Origin of the sequence: Bifidobacterium miconis, assembly GCF_019331735.1 — a bacterium.
Classification (GTDB): domain Bacteria; phylum Actinomycetota; class Actinomycetes; order Actinomycetales; family Bifidobacteriaceae; genus Bifidobacterium; species Bifidobacterium miconis.
This window is the reverse complement of record NZ_JAHBBH010000001.1, coordinates 119,752-141,279: the sequence shown is the minus strand read 5'-3', so window position 1 is coordinate 141,279 and position 21,528 is coordinate 119,752. Positions and strand designations below refer to the sequence as shown.

Below are 21,528 nucleotides of genomic sequence, written 5' to 3'. Positions count from 1 at the left end.
ATGAAGCTGATTGCCATGAAGTTTCAGGGAGTGGGCCCGTACAAGGGGGAATTTGCGATTGATTTCGCCGCGTTGACCAGTTCGCACATGTTTCTGATCGACGGCGAGACGGGTGCGGGCAAAACCACGATTCTGGACTGCCTGACCTTTGCCCTGTACGGTGCGACGTCGAACGGCGAGGACGGCGAATCCAAGCAGCGCTTCCGTTCCCGGTTCCTGATGAACGACCGTACGGAAACCTATGTCGATCTGATGTTCGCGTCCGGCGATGAATACTATGAGGTCCGCCGTTCCCCGGCATACGAACAGCCGAAGTCCAACGGCAAGGGGTTCACGAACCATGCCTCCAAGGTCAGTTTGATGCGCGTCGATACGGGCATTGCCGGGCTGGTGGAGACCGCCGCCAACGATCCGCAACGGTATTTCGACTATGCCGAAGCGGCCGATCATCGCAAGGAAATCACCACCCGGGAAAAGGAGGCGGGAGAGGAGATCACGCGCATCATCGGCCTTGATCGCAGGCAGTTCGGCAGAACCATCATGCTGGCGCAGGGCCAGTTCTCCGCCTTTCTGCGCATGAATCCCGAGGACCGCACCAATCTCATCAAGGATCTGCTTGGCGCTGAAGTCTACCAGCGGATTCAGGACGAGCTCAAGGACCGGTGCAATGCCATGCGCAAGGATGTCGCGAACAGGGACACGGCGCTGGTCTCCAGCATCATGCACGCTCGCAGCGTCGCGCGCCAGATCGGGAGCATCGCGCAACCGAACGGCGACGCATCATCCGACGGATCATCTGATGACAGTGGCGTCAACGGTACAGCCGACGTCACCGCGACTGACAGAGCCCGCACGTATGACGATGCGGACAACATGCGCGAGACGAATGAGACGGGTGCCCTGGTTTCCGACAATGCACCGTGGGGCCTGACCGATGCCGGAACGATCAACGTTCCGCTGCATTCGCCGGAGCAGATTCGCGCCATTATCGACGAGACGACCGGCAGGGTGAGCGCGATGCTCGCCCAACGCCTAACGGACGGCAAACGCGCGGTGGAAGAAGCCGAACGCGCCGCCGAACATGCTCAGCTGCTCAGCCAAACCGTCGAGAGTCTGCGCGAACGTGCGGATCGGGAGGCATCCGATCTTCATGCGCTGCTGAATCTCAACAGCCAGCATGACAGCGTCGAAGCCGACCGACGATCGCTTGATCGCAGCGACGAGGCCAAGCCCATCGTCGCGCAGCAACGTGAGCGAGCCAAGCAGCTCGGCGAACTCGAGCAGCGCAAACGACAGCTCAGCGCCACAACGGACGAGCTTCACGCCTATCCCGCCCGCCAGTCGATGGCGGACGAACGTGAACAGGCGGTCAAAGCCGCCGCCGGCACGGAGGCCGCACGCAAGGACCTGGAACAGGCCGACACGCATGAACGTCTCATTGCCGAGGCCGAACAGTCGCGGCAACGTCATGCTCAGGCTCTCAACGCGCTGGACAAGGCGCGGGCCGAAGTACAGGAACGACGAACCGCGCTGGAGCATATGCAGTCGCCGGAATCACTGGACGAAGAAATCCAGAACACGGATCAGCGTCTTGGCGGAGAGCAGGGGCTTCGCGACCAGCTCGCGCGCGGCGAGGAACTGCTGCAGCACGCTCAGCGCGCCGAACAGCTGACGGTTCTGATCCCTGCGCAACAGCGGCAGCTTGACGAAGCCCGGCAAGCCGAACATGACGCCGAGCGCACCGTGCAGCTGGTGGAACAGTCGGTCAGGGATTCCGGCGCAGCGCAGTACGCCGAAGGTCTGGTCGAGGGCGAAGCATGTCCGGTGTGCGGCAGCGAGCATCATCCGAAACTCGCCGTCAAGCCGGACGACGAACACAGCAGCCGCGAACTGGAATCGCTCAAGGAACGGTTCGAGCACGCCCGCAAGCACACTCAAGACGCGTATGTCCAACTGCAGCAGTCGAACGGCATGTTGGAATCCGAGCGGCAGCAGGCCGAATCGCTTTCCGTCGAGGAAGCCCGACAGCGCATCGATGAACTGCAACAGCGGATCGTCGACTTGGACGACGTGCGCAGGCGGCGCGAGGAACTGATGCGCAGTAAGAAAGCGGTTAATGCGGCCATCGAAGCCGTGACAGCCGCGGAAAAACAGCAGACCGGCGCCGAAACGGATGAACGCGCCGCCCGCGAGCGCATGGAAGCCGATCGCCGGCGCGCCGAAGGCTATACGACGGCTTCGGTGCGGCAGGATCGCGAACTGGCGCAGCACAAGCTTGCCGAAGCCGAAGCACAGGGCAAACATGCCGAGCAACTGCAGCGTCGCATCGACGAATACGACGCGCTGGACAAGCGTCGCATCGAGCAACAAACCCAAGTGGACGCCCTTGCATACGCTCTCGGCGAGACGGAACGCACATTAACCGATTTGGTGCACGGCAGCCGATTCGACTCCGCGGAGGATGCGCAGCAGGCCTGTTTGGCAGACGACGTCGCGGCCGAACTGCACGAACGGATCGACCGGTATCAGAATCAGGTGACGGCGGCCCGGGCCAATCTCAACCGCTCCCGCGCCACGCTGCAATCCCTTGTTTCCGAATTGAGCGGCAACATGCGTTCGGTATTGCAACTGCCCGATCCGTCATCCACGCTGGACGAAACCGACCGAGCCGCGCGCGCGCATGACGCGAACGACTCCAATCGCGATGCGTCTGCCGCCGAACCGGTATCCGTCCGCGACAACGGCACACTCACCGCATTGGGCGACGCCATCGCCGCACTCGACATCGAAGCGTTCCGCATCGCACGGCAGCAGGCCAACGACCGGCTGAACACGGCCAACACCGAATACGGCAGCATCCGCACGCTCGGGGACGGCTGGGAGCGCGCACTGCACGACCTCGACGGCCATGCCGACGCGTGGCAAAAACTCAGGGAACGGTTCGAGCCGCTGCAATCCATGTCCGCACTGACGAACGCCGAAACGAACTCCGCATCGATGGCCAAGCGAAAAATGTCCCTGATCACCTACGCCGTCACCGCGCGGTTCCGCGACGTGCTCGACCGGGCGAACGAACTGCTGGCCGACATCCAAGGCGGCATCTACGAACTACGGCTCGATGACAATGCCGACGCCTCCGCCGGCCGCAACAAGAAACTCGGACTGGCCATCACCGTGTTCGACCGGCGCACCGAACAGGAACGCAACCCCGTCACCCTGTCCGGCGGTGAAACGTTCTTCGTATCGCTGGCGCTCGCTCTGGCGCTCGCCGACATCATCCAAGCGGAGAACGGCGGCGTGGCGATGGATACGCTGTTCGTGGACGAGGGGTTCGGCACGCTGTCCGGCGAGTATCTGAACGACGTGGTGGACATGCTGCGCCGCATCTCCCGCAACAGGGACATCGGCATCATTTCGCACGTCGACTGGCTCAAAGACCAGATCGCCGAGCGCATCTCCGTCAGCCGCGTCACGCCCGACGGCGAAAGCCGCCTCGACGTCATCGCCTGATACACGTACGATATCGAAAAAGCCCTTGCAAACATTGGGCGTTTGCAAGGGCTTTCCAATCATCCGTTAATAAGAATGATTATCAGCACACTTTCCACATCCAGTTGTGCGGATCCTCGATCTCGCCGAGCTGGATGCCGAGCAGCTGGTTGCGCAGCGCCACGGTCAGCTCGCCGGAGCCGCCGTCGGCGACGGTCACGTCGAACTTCTCGGACTTGAAGCGGCCGATCGGAGTGATGATGGCGGCGGTACCGCAGGCGAACACCTCGGTGACCTCGCCGGACTTGATGTCCTCGAGCAGCTGGTCGAGCGCAATCATGGTCTCGACAACGTCGTGGCCGTCGTCCTGCAGCAGCTGGATCAGCGAGCGGCGGGTGACGCCCGGCAGGATGTTGCCGGTCAGCGACGGGGTCTCGACGTGGCCGTCCTTGTGCACGACCATCATGTTCATGCCGCCAAGCTCCTCAAGATAGGTCTTGGTGGCCGCGTCCACGAAGCACACCTGCTCGCAGCCGTTGGCGATGCCCGTGTACTCGCCGAGCAGGGAGGCGGCGTAGTTGCCGCCGCACTTGGCGAAGCCGGTGCCGCCGGGGCCGGTGCGGAACCACTTGTCTTCCACCCAGATGCTCACCGGCTTGACACCGCCCGGGAAGTACGGGCCAGACGGGGAGGCGATCACGCAGTAGTCGACCTCCTGCGGGGCGCGCACGCCGAGGAACGGCTCGGAGGCGAACATGAACGGACGCATGTACAGCGTGTACTCGCGGCGGGACGGAACCCAGTTCACATCACGCTTGACGAGCGCCGCCACGGAGCCGATGAAGTCGTCAATCGGCAGCTCCGGCAGGTACAGGCGCTTGGCAGAGTTCTGGAAACGCTCGGCGTTCGCGTCCGGACGGAACAGCCACGTGGAGCCGTCGGCGTGACGGTACGCCTTGAGGCCCTCGAAGCACTCCTGCGCATAGTGCAGCACGGAAGCGCCCGGGTCCATCTTGAGCGGCGCGTACGGCTCGATGCGGCGGTCACCCCAGCCCTCGCCCTTGGTCCACGTCATGTGGGCCATGTTGTCGGAGAAGACCTGGCCGAAGGCCGGCTTGTCGATGAGTTCGTTGCGCTTCGCGTCGGAGGCCGGATTGTCGTTCGGCAGGACGGTGAACGGCTCGGTGAGCTTGTCAAGCGCCGCGGGATCGTGATGAGATTGTTCAGTCATTGCTAACTTCTTTTGTGTGTACAGATGCCCGCCGTGATCGTCGTTGTGCTGCGTGAACCGCGGCCGGCATGTGCCGATAGGTGCAGTCGGCGCTTGTGGCGCCAACTTCTGGTGTTTACTTTCTCACACACCGGCTTCGGCGTGTGCGAGAGTTTCACATTATGAATGGAGGCAAACGGCGGGGCAGTCGGCGGACGACGCACCCCTCCCTCATACGGAAAAAGCCCGTACAAGTTGGCCTGTACGGGCTTTCCCATGATCAGTTCGACGCGATCCGTCGATCAGCCAATCAGCCGATCAATGGACCGGCGAATGATCGGGAAGATCACTTGGCGTCGGCGGCCGGAGCGGCAGCGGCGTCAGCCGGAGCGGCATCGGCGGCGGCCTCCGGGGCGGCGGTGGACTCGGTGGCATCCTCCGGCACCTCGACGGTGACGACGGACTCCTCGAGGTCATCCATGTCGAGCTCGACGCCCTCCGGCAGGACGACGTCCTTGAGCAGGACCTTGGTGCCGTCGGTCAGGCCGTCGACGTTCACGACGATCTTCTCCGGCAGGTTGGCGACGTCGGCGCGAACCTTGAGCTCCTGCACGTCGACGAACGCGACGGCAACGCCCTTCGGGGTGCCCTCAACGAACACCGGGACCTCGACGTCGATCTTCTCGCCGGCCTTGACCTCGTAGAAGTCGATGTGCTCGACGATGCGCTTGACGGGGTTGCGCTGCACGTCCTTGACGACGGCCAGCTTGGTCTCGCCACCGAACGCGATGGAGAACAGCGCGTTGGTGTGACGCAGGGACAGGGTGGTCTCCTTCATCGGGAGCTTGACGAACGCCGGGGTCTCGCCGCCGGCGTAGATGGTGGCCGGGATCTGCTTGGCGACGCGCATGCGGCGGGCAGCGCCCTTGCCGAACTCGTCGCGGACTTCGCCCTCAAGCTTGATGGTGGTAGCCATAATTGGTCTCCTTGGTTGTGTTACTTGTCGTTCTGTCTGTTTGACGCCACGACGCGTCGCAGAACGCACCAAGGAGGTGAGCCATACGCCGAGTCGATTACGGAAGAACGGGACTCTTACGAGCTGCGCCTTCCCTCGCCAAAGCAACAGCAATTTAGTATACACGGGTGGCGGACATGCTAGACATGACGGGCCTACAATGGAGTGCAGCAGTCGCGTTATGGCGGTTTTCGCTCGCTGGCGCAGCGTCCAGCGAGCGAAAACCGCCACGCGCAAGAAGAATGGGACCCGTTTGGTCCGCATATGGAATCGAGGATGCGATGAGGCAGACCACCAAAACCACGATGATTGCGCTGGGGGCGTCCGCTGCGGCGGCCGGAATCGCCGTCGGCTCGACGATCGTCGCCGCGCACGTGCTGTTCCGTTTCGCGCTCGATACGAAGAAACCGTGGTCGATTCCGAACCGTCAGCCCGAATCCGGCAGCGGCTACGGCGACGATCAGTCTCCCGTGCGTGACGCCGACGACATCGCGCGGTCGGAAGCGTGGTTCGACGAGGCAAAGCAGCCGGTCACGCTGCGCAGCCGTGACGGACTGCTGCTGCACGGATGGCTGCTCGACCCGGATTGCGCGTCGCCGACGCCCCACATGTATGCGGTCTGCTGCCACGGCTATACCGGCGAACCGCGAGAGATGGCGAAATGGGCGCATCATTACGCGAAGCTCGGGTTCACGGTGCTGGTGCCGGCGTTGCGCGCGCACGAGCTGAGCGAGGGGCGCTATATCGGCATGGGTTGGCTGGAGCACTTCGATCTGCTGGATTGGATCGATCTGATCGTGAAGGCCGATGCTCGGGCACGCTTGCTGCTGCACGGCAATTCGATGGGCGCGGCGACGGTGATGATGACGGCCGGCGATGCCCGCCTGCCGCGCAACGTGGTCGCCGCGGTCTGCGACTGCGGCTATTCGTCGACGGTTCGCCAGTTCACCGATACGGCGATGACGATGTTCCGTCTGCCCCGGCCCCTGGCGTCGCTGATGGTCGGGCTCGCGAGCCGTGTGTGCCGTCGGCACGCCGGCTATCGGTTCGAGGACGCGTCATGCACGGGGGCGCTGCGTCACGCCACGATCCCGATGCTGTTCGTTCACGGAGGCGCGGACGACTTCGTCTCCCCCGCTTCTCTCAATCGCAACTACGCCGCCTGCGCGAGCATCCATCGCGAGAAGCTGCTCGTGCCCGGCGCGGGCCACACAATGAGCGCCAGCACCGCGCCGGACGTTTACTGGCGCAAGGTCACCGGCTTCGTCCGCGGCGTGTTCGGACTGTAAAACGACAAGGGCGGCTTCCCTCGTTGGTTCGAGAGGAAGCCGCCCTTTCTTGCGAGATTACGCTACGTGGATGAATGCGAGCTCATTGCGTAATGCGTGCGTCGGCAAGGCGCACGGCACGAAGGCGTACGAAGGTACGTCGAGTGTCGAGCAACGCAGCACGCTCCATTACGCGATGAGCTCCTTGACGGCGGCGATAACCGCTTGCAGTCCCGCCTTTGCGTCGCCGAACAGCATCTGCGTGTTGTCCTTGAAGTACAGCTCGTTTTCGATGCCGGCGTAGCCCTTGCCGCGGCCGCGCTTCATGACGACGACATTCTGCGCCTTGTCGACGTCGAGGATCGGCATGCCGGAAACCGGGGTGCCGGGTCGCCGTGCGGCCGGGTTGGTCACGTCGTTCGCGCCGACGACGAGCGCGACGTTCGCGGTCGGGAACTGCGGGTTGATGTCGTCGAGGTCGACGAGCTCCTCATAGGGCACGTTGGCCTCGGCGAGCAGCACGTTCATGTGGCCGGGCATGCGGCCGGCGACCGGGTGGATCGCGTATTCGACCTCGACGCCGTGGCCCTTGAGCAGTTCGCCCAGGTCGGCGAGCTCGCGCTGCGCCTGCGCCTGCGCCAGGCCGAAGCCGGGCACGAAGATGACCTTGTCGGCGTAGACGAGCTGGACGGCCACGTCGTCGGCGGTGGTCTCCTTCATGGTGCCCTCGGGGCCTTCGGCCGAACCGGCCGCGTCGGAGCCGCCGCCGAATCCGCCGGCAAGCACGCTCATGAGCGGACGGTTCATGGCCTTGCTCATGGCGAGCGACAGGGTCACGCCGGCCGCGCCGACCAGGGCGCCCGCGACGATCAGCGCGATGTTGTTGATCGCGAGGCCGCTCATGGCGACTGCGGTGCCGGTGCACGCGTTGAGCACGGAGATGACGACCGGCATGTCGGCGCCGCCGATCGGGATGACGAACACGAGGCCGTAGCACAGGGCGAACACGGTGGTCAGGATGCACCAGAGCACCGCATTGGACGGCTGCACGCACAGCATGACGAACGCGAGCACGGTGAGCACGATGAACGCGATGTTCCACACGCCCTTGGCCGGCAGGGTGAGCTTCTTCAGGAACTTGACGCCCTGCAGCTTGCCTGCGGCGACGAGCGAGCCGGTGAACGTGACCGAACCGATCATGATGCCCAGGCCCGCGGTGATGAGCACGACGATGCCGGGGCCGGCTGCCTCCTCGGAGTTGAGGATGTCGTTGAGCGCGACGAGCGCGGCCGCGCCGCCGCCGACCGTGTTGAACACGGACACGAGCTGCGGCATGTCGGTCATCTTGACTTGTCTGGCGCTCCACACGCCCACGATCGCGCCGATCGCGATGCCGGCGATGAGCAGCGCGACGGCGACGCCGTGCTGGAAACCGTTGCCGATCTCGCCGACGAACAGCACGATGAACGCCATGACGCAGGCCATGATCATGCCGGCGGCGGAGATCATGTTGCCGCGACGGGCGGTTTTGGGAGAGTTCATCAGGTGCAGGCCGATCACGAACATGACCGCGGCCAGCAGGTAGACGAACCATTCGACGACGCCAAGCGGCGTGCCCAGCGTTTCAGCCAGCGTACCCATTTACTTGGCCTCCTCGTTCTTCTCGGAATCCTTCTTCTTCGACTTGTCGGACTTGAACATCTCGAGCATGCGGTCGGTGACCACGTAGCCGCCGACGACGTTCATCGTGCCCAGCACGGCGGCCAGGAAGATGAACACCCATGCGAGCGGGCTGGTGGCGTGCGCGGCGACGATGACCACGCCGACGATGACGATGCCGTGGATGGAGTTCGCGCCGGACATGAGCGGCGTGTGCAGGGTGGCGGGCACCTTGCCGATGACTTCGACGCCGATAAGCAGCGCCAGGACGAACAGGGTGATCGCAACGACGATATCCATGATGGTTCCCCTTTCTTGCCTATGCCTCGGCCGGCGCGGCTGCCGCCGGGCGTCCGGCCACGACGAGCGCGTCGTCGAGTTCCTCGTTCAGGTCGATGGACAGCTTGCCGCCGCGCACGAAATGCGCGAGCACGTCGGCGACGTTGCGCGCGAGCAGGTTGGATGCCGTGTTGGAGACCTCGCTGGCCAGATACGGCGCGCCGATGACGGTCACGCCGCCGTCGGTCACGGTCGTGCCGACCGTGGAGCCTTCGACGTTGCCGCCGAGGTCGCTGGCCGCGCAGTCGACGATCACCGCGCCGCGCTTGAGGCCGTCCACGCCGGCCTTGGTGAGCAGCACCGGGGGCTTGCGGCCGGGAACCTTGGCGGTGGTGATGATGACGTCGAATCCGGCGGCCTTCTCGTCGACGGCGGCCTGCTGGGCGGCCTGCTCCTCCGGGGTGAGGGCGCGCGCGTAGCCGCCTTCGCCCTGTCCCTTGGAGAAGTCGAGACCGAGGTCGAGGAACTTCGCGCCAAGGGATTCGACTTCGCCGCGCGAGGCCGGGCGCACGTCGTACGCGGTGACGACCGCGCCGAGCCGGCGGGCCGTGCCGATGGCCTGCAGGCCGGCGATGCCGGCGCCGAGGATGAGCACCTTGGCCGGGCGGATGGTGCCGGCGGCCGTGGTCATCATCGGGAAGAACGATCCGTACGCGTTGGCCGCCACAAGCGCGGCCTTGTATCCCATGACGGAGTTCTGCGAGGTCATTTCGTCCATGGACTGCGCGGAGCTGAGCTGTCGCGGCAGCTTTTCGATGCCGATGCCGACGATGCCGGCCTGTTCGAGCGCGGCGACGTAGTCGGCGTCGGTGAACGAGCCGAGCATGCCGATCACCCACGTGCCGGGCTTGATCTTCGCGACGAGCGCGGCGGACGGACGGTCGACGAATCCGAGCGCGTCGGACTGGGCGACCACTTCGTCGGCGGACAGCACCTGCGCGCCCGCCTTGGCGTAATCATCATCGGTGTAGTGAGCGGCAATGCCGGCGCCGCTTTCGATCAGGCAGGTTATTCCCGCCTTGCGCAACCGCGTGACGATGTCCGGCGTCAGCGCGACGCGGGATTCGTCTGACGATGTCTCGTTGAGGACACCGAACTTCACGGTGGCTTCCTGGGTTTCAGCCATGAGAGCCCTTCCTTTTCTAATGTCGAAGCATTCCTTGCTCCGCGCCCCAGTCTAACGGACATCGCGAATCTCGGCGCGTCAGATTCCATTGGACGAATGAGTTTTTGCAAACGTGTGCGATCCCTGCGGCGGGCGGGCGCAACGCAGATTCCTACGCTACCGTAAGGTGACGGACCCGCAAAGAACGATTATGATTCAACATTTGAGAAGACCATCAGCCGTGGTTGTGAAGAACGTCAAGGAGATATTCGTGTCCGTCATCACCTCATTGAACAAGCAGGCCGCCAGCCTCGTGCAGAAGGCGTTGCGACTGGGGGGCGACTTCGTGCACCCCGTCAGCGACGACTCGTCCGACGCCCCGGACTACGTCTCCCCCGACGAGGTCGCCGACGCCGAGGCCCGCGACCTGCCTCACACGGACGAATGGGGTCCGGGATACCCGACCACGACGTTCATCGATCCGGCCACCGGGCTGCTGACGGCCGAAACGCAGGGCAACCCGCCGCTGGACGAGCATACGACGATCTACAGCGTGTACGAGGACCGCGCCCGCCGCATGGGCGACGATCCGCTGTACACGTACAAGGAGAACGGCGAGTGGGTCACCAAGACGGCCAACGAGTTCCTTGCCGAAGTGCGCCGGGTCGCCAAGGGCTTCATCCACTACGGCCTGAAGAAGGGCGATGCGGTCGCGTTCATGTGCCGCACCTCCTATGAGTGGGATCTCGCCGATGCGGCGATCATGGCGTGCGGCGGCGTGCTCGCGTCGATCTACGACACCGATTCGGCCGAGCAGATCCGCAACATCGTCAACAATTCCGACGCGCGCCTGCTCATCGTGCAGGACACCGCGATGCGCGACAAGGCGGACGGCGCGATCGAGGAGTGCCCGTCGCTCGAGCACATCATCTGCATCGAGACGGGCGGTCTGGACGAGATCGCCGCGTACGGCGCTTCGGTGAGCGACGAGGAGCTCGACGCGCGCATTGCCTCGCTCAAGAAGACCGACCTGTGCTCGATCATCTACACCTCCGGTTCCACGTCGGCGCCGAAGGGCGTCGAGATGACGCACGAGAACTACTGCACGGACGCGTTCAACCTGCGCGACTACATGCCGGACCTGCTCCAGCACGACAAGTCCGGCTCCATCCTGCTGTTCCTGCCGCAGGCGCACACGTTCGCACGCGCGATCAACTACATCGTCGTCGCCTCCAACATGCGCGTGTACATCGCCACCGGCATCAAGACGCTGCTCGCCGACCTGCAGGTCGCCAAGCCGACCGTGATGATCGTGGTGCCGCGCGTGCTCGAGAAGGTGTACAACGCGGCCTCGCAGAAGGCTGGCCACGGCGCGAAGGGCGTCGTGTTCGCGGCGGCCGTCACCGCGGCGCAGCAGTACATGAAGGAGGTCAGCGAGTTCGGCAAGGCCAAGGCACTGACCGCCATGCGCCGCGCCTCGTTCGATCCGGTCGTCTACCAGTCGCTGCGCGAGGCGCTCGGCGGCCGGGCCAAGTGGATCGTTTCGGGCGGTGCCCCACTCGACCCAGAGCTCATGAACTTCTTCCGCGGCGCGAACATCCCGGTCTACGAGGGCTATGGCCTGACGGAAACGACCGCGCCGTGCGCGTTCAACCCGCTGGGCGTGCCGTTCCACGAGGGTTCGGTCGGCATCCCGTTCCCGAGCTTCAAGATCCGCATTGCGGAGGATGGCGAGATCCAGGTCGGCGGTCCGGTCGTGTTCCACCGCTATCACAAGAACGACGAGGCGACCGAAAACGCGTTCACGCCGGACGGCTGGCATGCGACCGGCGATCTGGGCCGTTTGGACGACGACGGCTTCCTGTACATCACCGGACGCAAGAAGGACCTGATCATTACGGCTGGCGGCAAGAACGTGGCCCCCGGTCCGATCGAGGAGGTCATCCAGCGTTGCGAGATCGTCTCGCAGGCGCTGGTGCTCGGCGACAAGCGCCCGTTCATCTCCGCGCTCATCACGCTGGACGAGGAGACGCTGCGCCCGTGGCTCGAATCAAAGGGTCTCGACCGCAACATGCCGATGGAGGAGGCCGCCGGCAACGCCGCGGTCCGCGCCGAGGTGCAGAAGTGGGTCGATCAGGCCAACGAGGGCGTCTCCCGCGCCGAATCCGTGCGCAAGTTCATCATCCTGCCCGAGGAGTTCACGCAGGAGAACGGTCTGATGACCGCCTCCCTCAAGGTGATCCGCCCGAAGGTCATCAAGCGCTATGCCACCCTGCTCAACACGCAGATGTACACCAAGAAGAAGTAGCATCGCGCCCGGCAACGGAAAAAGGCTCCCAATTCGGGAGCCTTTTTCCGTATGGGCTGCGGCCATGCGGCCGCGAAGCGATCCTAAGCGGACAGTCCAGTGGACTGTGAGCGGCCGCGATAGCGAGCCGCGAAGCGATCCTAAGCGGTTGGAGAAACTAGAATCCTAGTTTCTCCAACTGCTTAGGATCGGACTGCCAGCCCTTGGCGACCTTGACGTGCAGGTCGAGCTTGGCCTTGCCGCCGACGATGCGGTTGATGGGCGTGCGCAGCTTCTTTTTGACGCGCACGAGATGCTCCGCGCCCTTGCCGATGATGATCGGCTTCTGCGAGTCGCGCTCCACGTACACGGAGACGAGCACATGGATCTTGCCGTCGTATGCGGCACCGGACTCGTTGTCCTCCGGGTATTCGATCGAGTCGACGACCACGGCGAGCGAATGCGGCAGCTCGTCGTCCAGTTCCTCGAGGAACGCGCCGCGCACAAGTTCGGCGATCGTCTCCTCGGGCCGTTCCTCGCTGACCTGATCGTCCGGGTACATCTGCGGGCCTTCGGGCGTGTGGTCGATGAGCACGTTCTTCACTTCGTTGAGATTGTCGTGTTCGAGCGCGCTGACGGGCACGATGTCCGAGAAGTCGGCGAATTCGTTGATTTCGATGAGCTTGGCGATGAGCTGTTCGCGGTTGAGTTCGTCGATCTTGGTGACGATGGCGATCAGCGGCACCTTCCACTTGAACGTGCCGTCGTCGCGCTTGGTCGCGAAGTCGGCGCGCAGGCGGCTCAGGATGCGGCGGTCGCCGGGGCCGATCTCCTGATCAGCGGGCAGCAGGAACGCGACCACGTCCACGTCGGACAGGGATTCCTCGACGATGTCGTTGAGCCGCTGGCCGAGCAGGGTGCGCGGACGGTGGATGCCGGGCGTGTCGACGAGCACGAGCTGCGCGTGGTCGGTGGTGAGGATGCCGCGGATGGCCTTGCGCGTGGTTTCCGGGCGGGACGACGCGATGGCGATCTGCTTGCCGATCAGCGCGTTGATCAGCGTGGACTTGCCCACGTTCGGGCGGCCCACGACCGCCACGAAGCCGGAACGGTACGGCTGCTCCCCCTGCACGGGACCGTGCGCGGAATCGTGCGCCGCATCATGCGCCGGACCGGAACCCTCCGCCTGCTGTTCGTCGTGTTCGCTCATGCTACTCCTTGTCGTTCTCGTCGCGGTCCGCACGGCCCTTGCCGTCGGCCTTGCCGCTTTTCTCGTTGTCTTCGGTCGAACCGCCATCTTCCCCGACGCCCTCGACGTGCGCGGGTTCGACGACGATCGTCGACACCTTCTTGCGCCGGCCGGCCGAATCGACCGCGGTCAGGCGCAGGCCGCGCGTCACGGCGGACGCGCCGACGATCGGCACGCGGCCGATCAGCTTGGTGAGCAGGCCGTATACCGTGTCGACGTCGTCCTCGTCGATGTCGATTTCGAAGATTTCCTCGAGATCGGCGATCGGCGTGCGTGCGGGCATGCTCCACTTGTTGTCGCCGATCTTCTCCGGTTCGGCGTGCTGCGTGCGGTCGTGCTCGTCCTCGAGTTCGCCGACGATCTGCTCGATCGCGTCCTCGATGGTGACAAGGCCGGCGATGCCGCCGTATTCGTCCACGACGATGGCGACATGTTGGCGCGTGCGCTGCATCTCGTGGAACAGGTCGTCGACCGGCTTCGATTCGGGCACGAGCATAGGCTGGCGGATGATCGAGCCGACTTCGCGGCCCATTGCGGCCGGGTTGAACGCGGTGGCGCGCACCGCGTCCTTGAGGTAGGCCACGCCGATCAGGTCGTCCACGTCCTCGCCGATCACCGGCACACGGGAGAAGCCGGAACGCGAGCACAGCTTGAGCATGCTTTCGAGCGTCTCCGTTTTCTCGATGCAGATCATGTCGGTGCGCGGCACCATGATCTCGCGCGTGAGCGTTTCGGACAACGTGAGCACGTTGCGCAGCATCTCCGAGACCTCGGGGTCGAAGTCGTTCGCCTCGACCAGACGGTCGATCGTGGCACGTCCCTGTTCGAGCTGGATCTTCTCAAGTTCCTCGTCATCGGACAGGTCGGAATCGTCGCGGCCGCGCTTCTTGGCGTCGTGCTGTCCGCCGATGCGCGCGAACGGGGTGAGCGCCACGGCGATCGAGACGAGCGAGGCCCGGCCGAGCATGATGTCGACCGGCTTGAGCGCCCCGGCGGAACGCGGGCGGACGAGGATCGACACCACGGCGACGAGCACCGCGAACACGAATCCGGCAAGCAGTTCGGCCCACATCGGCAGGCTGAACAGCGACGCGATGCAGGCGACGAGCACGCCGTCGAGCACGTTGCACGCGATGCGGAAGAACGCGCAGGATCCGGCCGTGGCGTAGCGGTCGGCGATCAGATGCTGCACTTTGTGGATGCGGCCGATTTTCTTCATGCGCAGGAACTGGGAGGTTTCCGAGTCGGTCTGCACTTCGAGGATCAGGTTGTTGAGGCTGGCCCGCGTGACGCGCGAGACGGCGCCCTCCGCGGCGGCCAGGGTCAGCGACAGCCAGACGAGCAGGGCCGCGACGAGGACGAGGATGATGGTCAGCGCTATGGCCGACGTGTCCGATGGCATGAAGTTCCTTTGTTGATCGTTGATGGTTGGGTGGGCCGGATGCGATGTCGGCCGGTCGGGCCGACACCGCCGTCAGTGGCCCAGCTGACGGTTGGTGCCGTGCTCGGCCTCGTATGCGGCGAGCGCGTCGGGCGCCCCGGCGGGCAGTCCGACCTGCTCCCCGACGCTGTGGCGCACGGCGATGAAGGTGAGCAATAGCTGGCGCTGCAGCCCGAACATCTGCCGTTCCTGTTCGGGGCCGACGTGGTCGTAGCCGAGCAGGTGCAGGATGCCGTGGATGGTGAGCAGCAGCATTTCCTCGAGGGTGCCGTGGCCCGCGGCGGCAGCCTGCTGGGCGGCGACCCACGGGCAGATGACGATGTCGCCGAGCACGCCTTCCATGACGGTTTTGCCGTCGCCGGGGCGCAGCTCGTCCATGGGGAAGCTCATCACGTCGGTGGGTCCTTCGAGGTTCATCCAGCGCTCGTGCAGTTCGGCGATCGGCTCGGGGTCGACGAACAGGATGGTCAGGTCGGACTGCGTGCTCACGCGCATCTGGTCCATGACCCACACGCCGAGGTCGGAGAACACCTTCGGGTCGATGGTCCACTGGGTTTCGTTGGTCACGTCGACGCTCATCGCGTGTGCTCCTTCCGTTCCGTCTGTGCGGCCGTCTCTCGTTCGTCCCGTTCGCGTTCGGCGCGTTCCGCGCGGCCCGCCCGTTCGTACGCGGCGGCGGCCGCGTAGGCGCCGTACTGCTTCATTTCGCCGTGTTCGCGGCGCGCCTTGGTGCTGTGGTCGCCGGCGATGGCCGAATGCCGCTCGTATGCGGCGACGATCTGGCCGACGAGCTTGTGACGCACCACGTCGGCGGATTCGAGGTGGGCGAACGCGATGTCGTCGATGCCACCGAGGATGTGCTCGATGGTCGCCAGTCCCGATCGCGGCACGGTCAGGTCGACCTGCGTGATGTCGCCGGTGATGACCATGGTCGTGTTGAAGCCGAGTCGCGTGAGGAACATCTTCATCTGCTGCTCGGTGGTGTTCTGCGCCTCGTCGAGGATGACGAACGCGTCGTTGAGCGTGCGGCCGCGCATGTAGGCGAGCGGCGCGACCTCGATCGTGCCGTCGTCCATGTACCGGCGCAGCTGGTCGGAGCCGAGCATGTCCGACAGCGCGTCGTAGAGCGGGCGCAGGTACGGGTCGACCTTCTCGTTGAGCGTGCCGGGCAGGAAGCCGAGGTTCTCCCCCGCCTCCACGGCCGGGCGCGTCAGGACGATGCGGCGGATGCGCTTTTCCTGGAACGCCTGCACGGCCTTGGCGACGGCCAGATACGTTTTGCCGGTGCCTGCCGGGCCGATGGCGAACGTGATGGTGTGCGATTCGATGGCGTTGACGAGGGCGATCTGCCCGGCGGTTTTGGGCCGGACCGGCTGGCCGAGCGCGAAGGTGATGACGCCGGGCACGCGCGGCCTGCGGCGTTCCTGCGACTGCTCCCCCGGCTCGTCCATACTCCGCGCCGCCGTTTCGGCCGGACGCGGGACGACCGCGCGCTGTTGGCGGCCGCGTTCGAGGAAGTCCTGCCGCACGTGGTTGGGCAGCACCTGCTGGTCGAGCAGGCGGCGGACGGTGTCGGCGTCCATCGGCGCGCTGTATGCGGCGCGGATGATCGTGTTCAGCACGTCTTCGGCCTGCGCCGCCTGCGGTTCGGACTGCTTGGACCGCGACATGATCGCGATGCGGTCGCCGCGCACGATGATGGTCAGGTCCGGGAACGCCCGTTCGACTTGCCTGAGGACCTCGTCCACGGGCCCCAGCACGGCTACCGGGTCAAGTTCTGATGGGATGGTGATGGTTCGCGTTGTGGTCGCCAAACAAACCTCTTGTGTGCTCGTTGGTTGTTTCGTATGGGTCTTGTCGGACTGCGCGCCGACGCGGCGGGGAGCGGCGATCTTCCCGCCGCGTCCCGCCGCCGCTACTCGTCCAGCTTTTCGCCGGTCAGCACGTGCGCGTGGACGTGGAAGACGGTCTGGCCCGCGTCGAGGCCCGTGTTGAAGATCAGCCGGTACGCGCCGTGGAATTCCTTGTCGGCGATGGACTGCGCCACTTCGGCGATGTGCGCCAGTTCGGCCGGATCGGCCTTGGCCAGCTCGGCGACGTTCGCGTAGTGCCGGCGCGGCACGATGAGCACATGCACCTTGGCCTTCGGGTTGATGTCCTTGAAGGCGTAGGTGGTGTCGTCCTCGTACACCTTCGTGCTGGGGATCTCCCCGGCGATGATCTTGCAGAACAGGCAGTCCTGTGGCTCGCTCATGTCGCTCCTTCGTAGCGTCCGTAGGTTTTCGCGCTGTGCGCTGGCTCCATGCTATTGCGCGGGCATGTCATTTGCCGCATTCGCCACGGTTTTGCCTCAGATTCGGCCCAGCGTCCTCGACAGCAGGGACAGGGCCACCGGACCGGCCGCGGAGGCGCGCAGGATGTTCGATCCGAGCACGCACACCTGCGCGCCCGCGTCCTTGAACATGTCGACTTCCGCGTCGCTGATGCCGCCTTCGGGGCCCACCATCACGCTGACGGTGCGCGGGCGCCCGTCCTCGAGGCACTGGTCGGCCAGCGCACGCACGCGGCGTTCGATGCCGTCCCACGTGTCGGTCGCGTCCTGATGCAGCACGATCATCAGATCGCCGTGCACGCACGCGCGGCGGCAGTCGGCCACGATCTGCCGGCTGGTCACGCAATCGGCCAGTTCGGGCATCCATGCGCGACGCGACTGTTCGGTCGCGGCCGCGAGCGTCTGCGACCATTTCCTGTCCGTACGCCCGGCCTTCCATTTGGCGATCGACCGGTCGGCCTGCCACGGAATCACCGTGTCGACGCCGATCTGCGTGGCCATGTCGATGGCCTGCTCGTCATGGCCGGTTTTCGCCAGCGCCTGGATCAAGGCCAGTCGGGTGACCGGCCGCGGCTCCCGGCCAACCTCCAACACCTCGGCCACCGCATTGGCCGCATCGCACAACACGGCCCGGATGCGCAGCCCCCGACCGTCGGACAGGTCGAGTTCGTCGCCGTCCGACAGGCGCATGGCCTGAACGGCGTGCCGCCTGACCGAGGCGGGCAGCGTGATCTTCCAGCCGGTGTTGAGTTCGTCGCTGTTCACCGGCACGTCGTCCTGCGCCGGATTGAGCAGGAAAAGAGGATTCGTCATGGTTCACCAGCGTACACAAAACCAGCGCCATGCCTTGCGACACGCCGCGGCGACCGCACGATTTGACGCATGGGGGAACACTGGTAAAGTATCTACACGTTGCCTTCAACAACACCTTGTCCGGGTGGCGGAATGGTAGACGCGCTAGCTTGAGGTGCTAGTGCCTATTTTATACAGGCGTGTGGGTTCAAGTCCCATCTCGGACACCGGAACAGCCCCGTGGAAACACGGGGTTTTCTTGTATTCATGCCAGTCTGCACGGAACGGAAAGGGCGTCTCATGCGCTTCATCACCATCGACTCCATCGACGACGAACGCGTGGCCGCCTACACGAACCTCACCGAAATGCAGCTGCGCAACCGTCTCGAACCGGCCAAGGGCCTGTTCATCGCCGAATCGCCGAAGGTCATCGACCGGGCGCTCGCGGCCGGACGCGAACCGATCTCGCTGCTGGTCGAGGAACCGTGGATCGACGGCATGGCCGACACGTTCGCATACGTGGACGAGCATTGGGGCGCGGACGTGCCCGTCTACGTCGCCTCCCCCGAACAGCTCAGGCAGCTCACCGGATACCGCCTGCACCGCGGCGCGCTCGCGGCGATGCGGCGCTGGCCGCTGCCGAGCGTGGCCGACGTGTGCGCCGGCGCCCGTCGCGTGGCCGTCATGGAAAACATCGTCGACCATACGAACGTCGGCGCGCTCATGCGCTCGGCCGCGGCGCTCGACGTGGACGCGGTGCTGGTCACCCCCTCCTGCGGCGATCCGCTGTACCGCCGAGCCGCCCGCGTGTCGATGGGCACCGTGTTCCAGATCCCGTGGACGCGCATCGGCATGGAATCCAAGCACGCCTGGCCGTTCGACGGGCTGAAGGAGCTGCACGGGCTCGGCTTCACCACGGTCGCGATGGCGCTGACCGACGATTCGATCAGCCTCGACGAACTGGTCCGCCGCCTGAACAACGCTCCGGCAGAATCCGACCACATCGACAAGCTCGCGCTCATCTTCGGCACCGAGGGCGACGGGCTGAGCCGGCACACCATCGCCAATGCCGATCTGACGGTCAAAATCCCCATGAGCCACGGCGTCGACTCGCTCAACGTGGCCGCTTCCAGCGCCGTGGCCTTCTATTCGACCAGAATTCGCTGAAAAGTCACCGAAACTTGCCGACATGCCCGCGCGGCTGCCTTGCGTGTCGCCGAATTTGTGCAAGTATTGAGTGTGTCAGGCCATGCGAGGAAGCGTGGGACGCACAGAAGTTCGGTGTCGCAAGACGCTTAAGACCCAAGAGAGGAGCATCAGATGGCGAAAAACAAGCAAAAGATTCTTTCCATCGTCCTAGCCGGCGGTGAAGGAACTCGCCTGATGCCGTTGACCCGTGACCGGGCGAAGCCCGCCGTGCCCTTTGGCGGCGTGTTCCGTCTGATCGATTTCCCGCTGAGTAATCTGGTGAACTCCGATTACCGCCACATCATTGTGCTGACCCAGTACAAGTCCCATTCGCTTGACCGTCACATCTCGCAGATGTGGCGTTTCTCCTCGCTGCTGGGCAACTACGTCTCCCCCGTCCCGGCGCAGCAGCGCCTCGGCAAGCACTGGTACCTCGGCTCCGCCGACGCGATCTACCAGACCATCAACATCATCGAGGACGTGCAGCCCGACATCGTCGTGATCGTCGGCGCCGACCACGTCTACCGCATGGACTTCGGACAGATGGTCGAGCAGCACATCGAATCCGGCGCCGAGTTCACGGTCGCCGGCATCCGTCAGCCGATCGCGCAGTCGAACCAGTTCGGCGTGATCAGCGTGGATCCGGACCATCCGAACCAGATCCGCGAATTCCAGGAGAAGCCGGCCACGACCGAGGGCCTGCCGGACGATCCGGGCTCGTTCCTCGCCTCGATGGGCAACTACGTGGCCAACACCGACGCCCTGTTCGACGCGCTTGCCAAGGATGAGAAGGCCGAGGACACCAAGCACGACATGGGCGGCGACATCGCCCCGTACTTCGCGGCGCGCGGCGAGGCCGGCGTGTACGACTTCAACACGAACGTCATCCCGGGAGCCACGGAAACCGATCACGCCTACTGGCGCGACGTGGGCACCATCAAGCAGTTCTACGATGCGCACATGGACCTGATCGCCTATGTGCCCGAGTTCAACCTGTACAATCAGGCGTGGCCGATCTACACGAACTCCGGCACCCTGCCGCCGGCCAAGTTCGTGCACGCCGGCCGCGACCGTCTGGGACACGCGACCGATTCGATCGTCTCCCCCGGCGTGATCGTCTCCGGCGGCGAGGTGCACCACTCCGTGCTGTCGCCGAACGTGCGCATCCACTCGTGGGCGCAGGTCGTCGACTCCGTGCTGTTCGACGGCGTGGTCATCAATCGTCGTGCGCGCGTCTACAAGGCAATCCTCGACAAGAACGTCGTGCTCACCGAGAACTCGACCGTCGGCATCGACACCGAGCATGATCTCGCGCGCGGCTTCACGGTGACGCCGGAGGGCATCACCGTCGTGCCGAAGGGCACGATCGTCGACGACTGATCGGCGGCGCGGACAGCGTGTATGAGCAAGCCCCGGCCATTGCGGTCGGGGCTTGCTCATGTCTGGGACGGATGATGCGGCGAAGCGCCGTCGCCGCATCACCGTTGCGGATCAGTACTTGGGCAGATTGTCGAAGTTGAAGCCGAGCGCGGCGAGCTGTTCGCGGCCCTCCGGCGTGATCTTGTCCATCGTCCAGCGCGGCTGCCACGTCCAGTCGATGCGGAACTCCTCGACCAGACCGGCCAGCGTGCTCGCGCATTCGTCCTCGATGAGATCGGTGAGCGGGCAGGCCGGCGTGGTGAGCGTCATCGTGATGATCGCGCGGCCCAGTTCGTCGATTTCGATGCCGTACACCAGGCCCAGATCGATCACGTCGATGCCGAGCTCCGGATCGATGACCTGATGCAGCGCCTCCTTGACGTCGGCCGCGGTGGCGCGTCCGATCTCGTCGACGGCCTTGAGCGGAATGTCGTCCTCGCTGCTGTGCTCGTCGCCGTGGCCGCATTCGCTCTTCGGATGGCGCCCGCACGCGCACATTTCGGTATCGCCGTTCGCCGCATCGGAAACCGGCGCGGGACGTCCATTCGGGAAGCCCGCGGCCAGATTCGGGTTGGCCATCACGCGACGCGCGGCCTCCTCGTCGCCCAGCACCTTGTTCACCGCATCGAACACCGACGGTTCGGGTTCGGGCACCAGATTGTCGCTCATTGTTCTCCAGACCTTGTATGGACCATTCGTATTCAATATACTCCGGCTCCCCTCAGGCGAGGAGAG

At 64.8% G+C, this 21,528-nt stretch carries 17 protein-coding genes and 1 tRNA gene; 6 read left to right on the top strand and 12 right to left on the bottom strand.

The genetic code is table 11. The annotated features are described in order from the left end of the window. Window positions 1–3,510, top strand: a complete 3,510-nt coding sequence (locus tag KIH79_RS00580; protein WP_219057594.1) for an AAA family ATPase — start codon at window positions 1–3, stop codon at window positions 3,508–3,510. Window positions 3,511–3,592: 82 nt separating this feature from the next. Here the strand turns inward: KIH79_RS00580 and KIH79_RS00575 are convergent, their stop codons facing one another. Further along, entirely contained in the window at window positions 3,593–4,720 is a 1,128-nt protein-coding gene (locus KIH79_RS00575) for a branched-chain amino acid aminotransferase (protein WP_033495462.1), read from the bottom strand. Between the two features lie 325 nt (window positions 4,721–5,045). Beyond that, a complete protein-coding gene (locus KIH79_RS00570) occupies window positions 5,046–5,675 on the bottom strand; it encodes a 50S ribosomal protein L25/general stress protein Ctc (RefSeq protein WP_219057593.1) in 630 nt (209 codons plus the stop codon). A 320-nt stretch (window positions 5,676–5,995) separates the two neighbouring features. Here KIH79_RS00570 and KIH79_RS00565 point away from each other — a divergent pair, with 320 nt between their 5' ends. Then, a complete protein-coding gene (locus tag KIH79_RS00565) occupies window positions 5,996–7,003 on the top strand; it encodes an alpha/beta hydrolase (protein ID WP_219057592.1) in 1,008 nt (335 codons plus the stop codon). 168 nt (window positions 7,004–7,171) lie between these two features. On the opposite strand, the gene KIH79_RS00560 is transcribed toward KIH79_RS00565, so the two are convergent. The 3 genes from KIH79_RS00560 to KIH79_RS00550 are packed head-to-tail and all read right to left on the bottom strand — an operon-like array spanning window position 7,172 to window position 10,106. Beyond that, on the bottom strand, window positions 7,172–8,623 hold the full coding sequence (locus KIH79_RS00560) for an NAD(P)(+) transhydrogenase (Re/Si-specific) subunit beta (RefSeq protein WP_219057591.1): 1,452 nt from the start codon (window positions 8,621–8,623) through the stop codon (window positions 7,172–7,174). Continuing rightward, window positions 8,624–8,941, bottom strand: coding sequence for an NAD(P) transhydrogenase subunit alpha part 2 (locus KIH79_RS00555; protein ID WP_033495470.1), 318 nt, complete (start codon window positions 8,939–8,941; stop codon window positions 8,624–8,626). 19 nt (window positions 8,942–8,960) lie between these two features. Then, entirely contained in the window at window positions 8,961–10,106 is a 1,146-nt protein-coding gene (locus tag KIH79_RS00550) for an NAD(P) transhydrogenase subunit alpha (protein ID WP_219057590.1), read from the bottom strand. Between the two features lie 190 nt (window positions 10,107–10,296). Between KIH79_RS00550 and KIH79_RS00545 the strand changes: the two genes are divergently transcribed. Then, the gene (locus KIH79_RS00545; RefSeq protein WP_236023483.1) at window positions 10,297–12,393 is read left to right on the top strand and encodes an AMP-dependent synthetase/ligase; all 2,097 of its coding nucleotides are present in this window, start codon (window positions 10,297–10,299) and stop codon (window positions 12,391–12,393) included. Window positions 12,394–12,550: 157 nt separating this feature from the next. Here the strand turns inward: KIH79_RS00545 and era are convergent, their stop codons facing one another. The 6 genes from era to KIH79_RS00515 form a co-directional block, all read right to left on the bottom strand. Beyond that, window positions 12,551–13,582 (bottom strand): GTPase Era, encoded by a 1,032-nt coding sequence (gene era, locus KIH79_RS00540; RefSeq protein WP_236023482.1) that lies wholly within the window; start codon window positions 13,580–13,582, stop codon window positions 12,551–12,553. A 1-nt stretch (window position 13,583) separates the two neighbouring features. After that, window positions 13,584–15,023 (bottom strand): hemolysin family protein, encoded by a 1,440-nt coding sequence (locus tag KIH79_RS00535; protein ID WP_219057588.1) that lies wholly within the window; start codon window positions 15,021–15,023, stop codon window positions 13,584–13,586. Window positions 15,024–15,095: 72 nt separating this feature from the next. After that, window positions 15,096–15,641, bottom strand: coding sequence for an rRNA maturation RNase YbeY (ybeY, locus tag KIH79_RS00530; RefSeq protein ID WP_219057587.1), 546 nt, complete (start codon window positions 15,639–15,641; stop codon window positions 15,096–15,098). Continuing rightward, window positions 15,638–16,876 carry a PhoH family protein gene (locus tag KIH79_RS00525; RefSeq protein ID WP_219057586.1) on the bottom strand — a complete coding sequence of 413 codons (1,239 nt, stop codon included), beginning with the start codon at window positions 16,874–16,876 and terminating at the stop codon, window positions 15,638–15,640. The genes ybeY and KIH79_RS00525 overlap by 4 nt, the downstream gene beginning before the upstream one ends. A 101-nt stretch (window positions 16,877–16,977) precedes the next feature. Next, window positions 16,978–17,316 carry a histidine triad nucleotide-binding protein gene (locus KIH79_RS00520; protein ID WP_219057585.1) on the bottom strand — a complete coding sequence of 113 codons (339 nt, stop codon included), beginning with the start codon at window positions 17,314–17,316 and terminating at the stop codon, window positions 16,978–16,980. A gap of 96 nt (window positions 17,317–17,412) precedes the next feature. Then, window positions 17,413–18,207, bottom strand: coding sequence for a 16S rRNA (uracil(1498)-N(3))-methyltransferase (locus KIH79_RS00515; RefSeq protein WP_219057584.1), 795 nt, complete (start codon window positions 18,205–18,207; stop codon window positions 17,413–17,415). Window positions 18,208–18,325: 118 nt separating this feature from the next. On the opposite strand from KIH79_RS00515, the gene KIH79_RS00510 reads away from it, so the two are divergent. From KIH79_RS00510 to glgC, 3 genes are all read left to right on the top strand, one after another. After that, window positions 18,326–18,413: transfer RNA gene (locus KIH79_RS00510), tRNA-Leu, on the top strand. A gap of 73 nt (window positions 18,414–18,486) precedes the next feature. Next, window positions 18,487–19,353, top strand: coding sequence for a TrmH family RNA methyltransferase (locus tag KIH79_RS00505; RefSeq protein ID WP_219057583.1), 867 nt, complete (start codon window positions 18,487–18,489; stop codon window positions 19,351–19,353). 153 nt (window positions 19,354–19,506) lie between these two features. Further along, entirely contained in the window at window positions 19,507–20,754 is a 1,248-nt protein-coding gene (glgC, locus tag KIH79_RS00500) for a glucose-1-phosphate adenylyltransferase (protein ID WP_033495550.1), read from the top strand. Between the two features lie 111 nt (window positions 20,755–20,865). Here the strand turns inward: glgC and KIH79_RS00495 are convergent, their stop codons facing one another. After that, window positions 20,866–21,462 (bottom strand): metal-sulfur cluster assembly factor, encoded by a 597-nt coding sequence (locus KIH79_RS00495; RefSeq protein ID WP_219057582.1) that lies wholly within the window; start codon window positions 21,460–21,462, stop codon window positions 20,866–20,868. Window positions 21,463–21,528 lie beyond the last annotated feature (66 nt).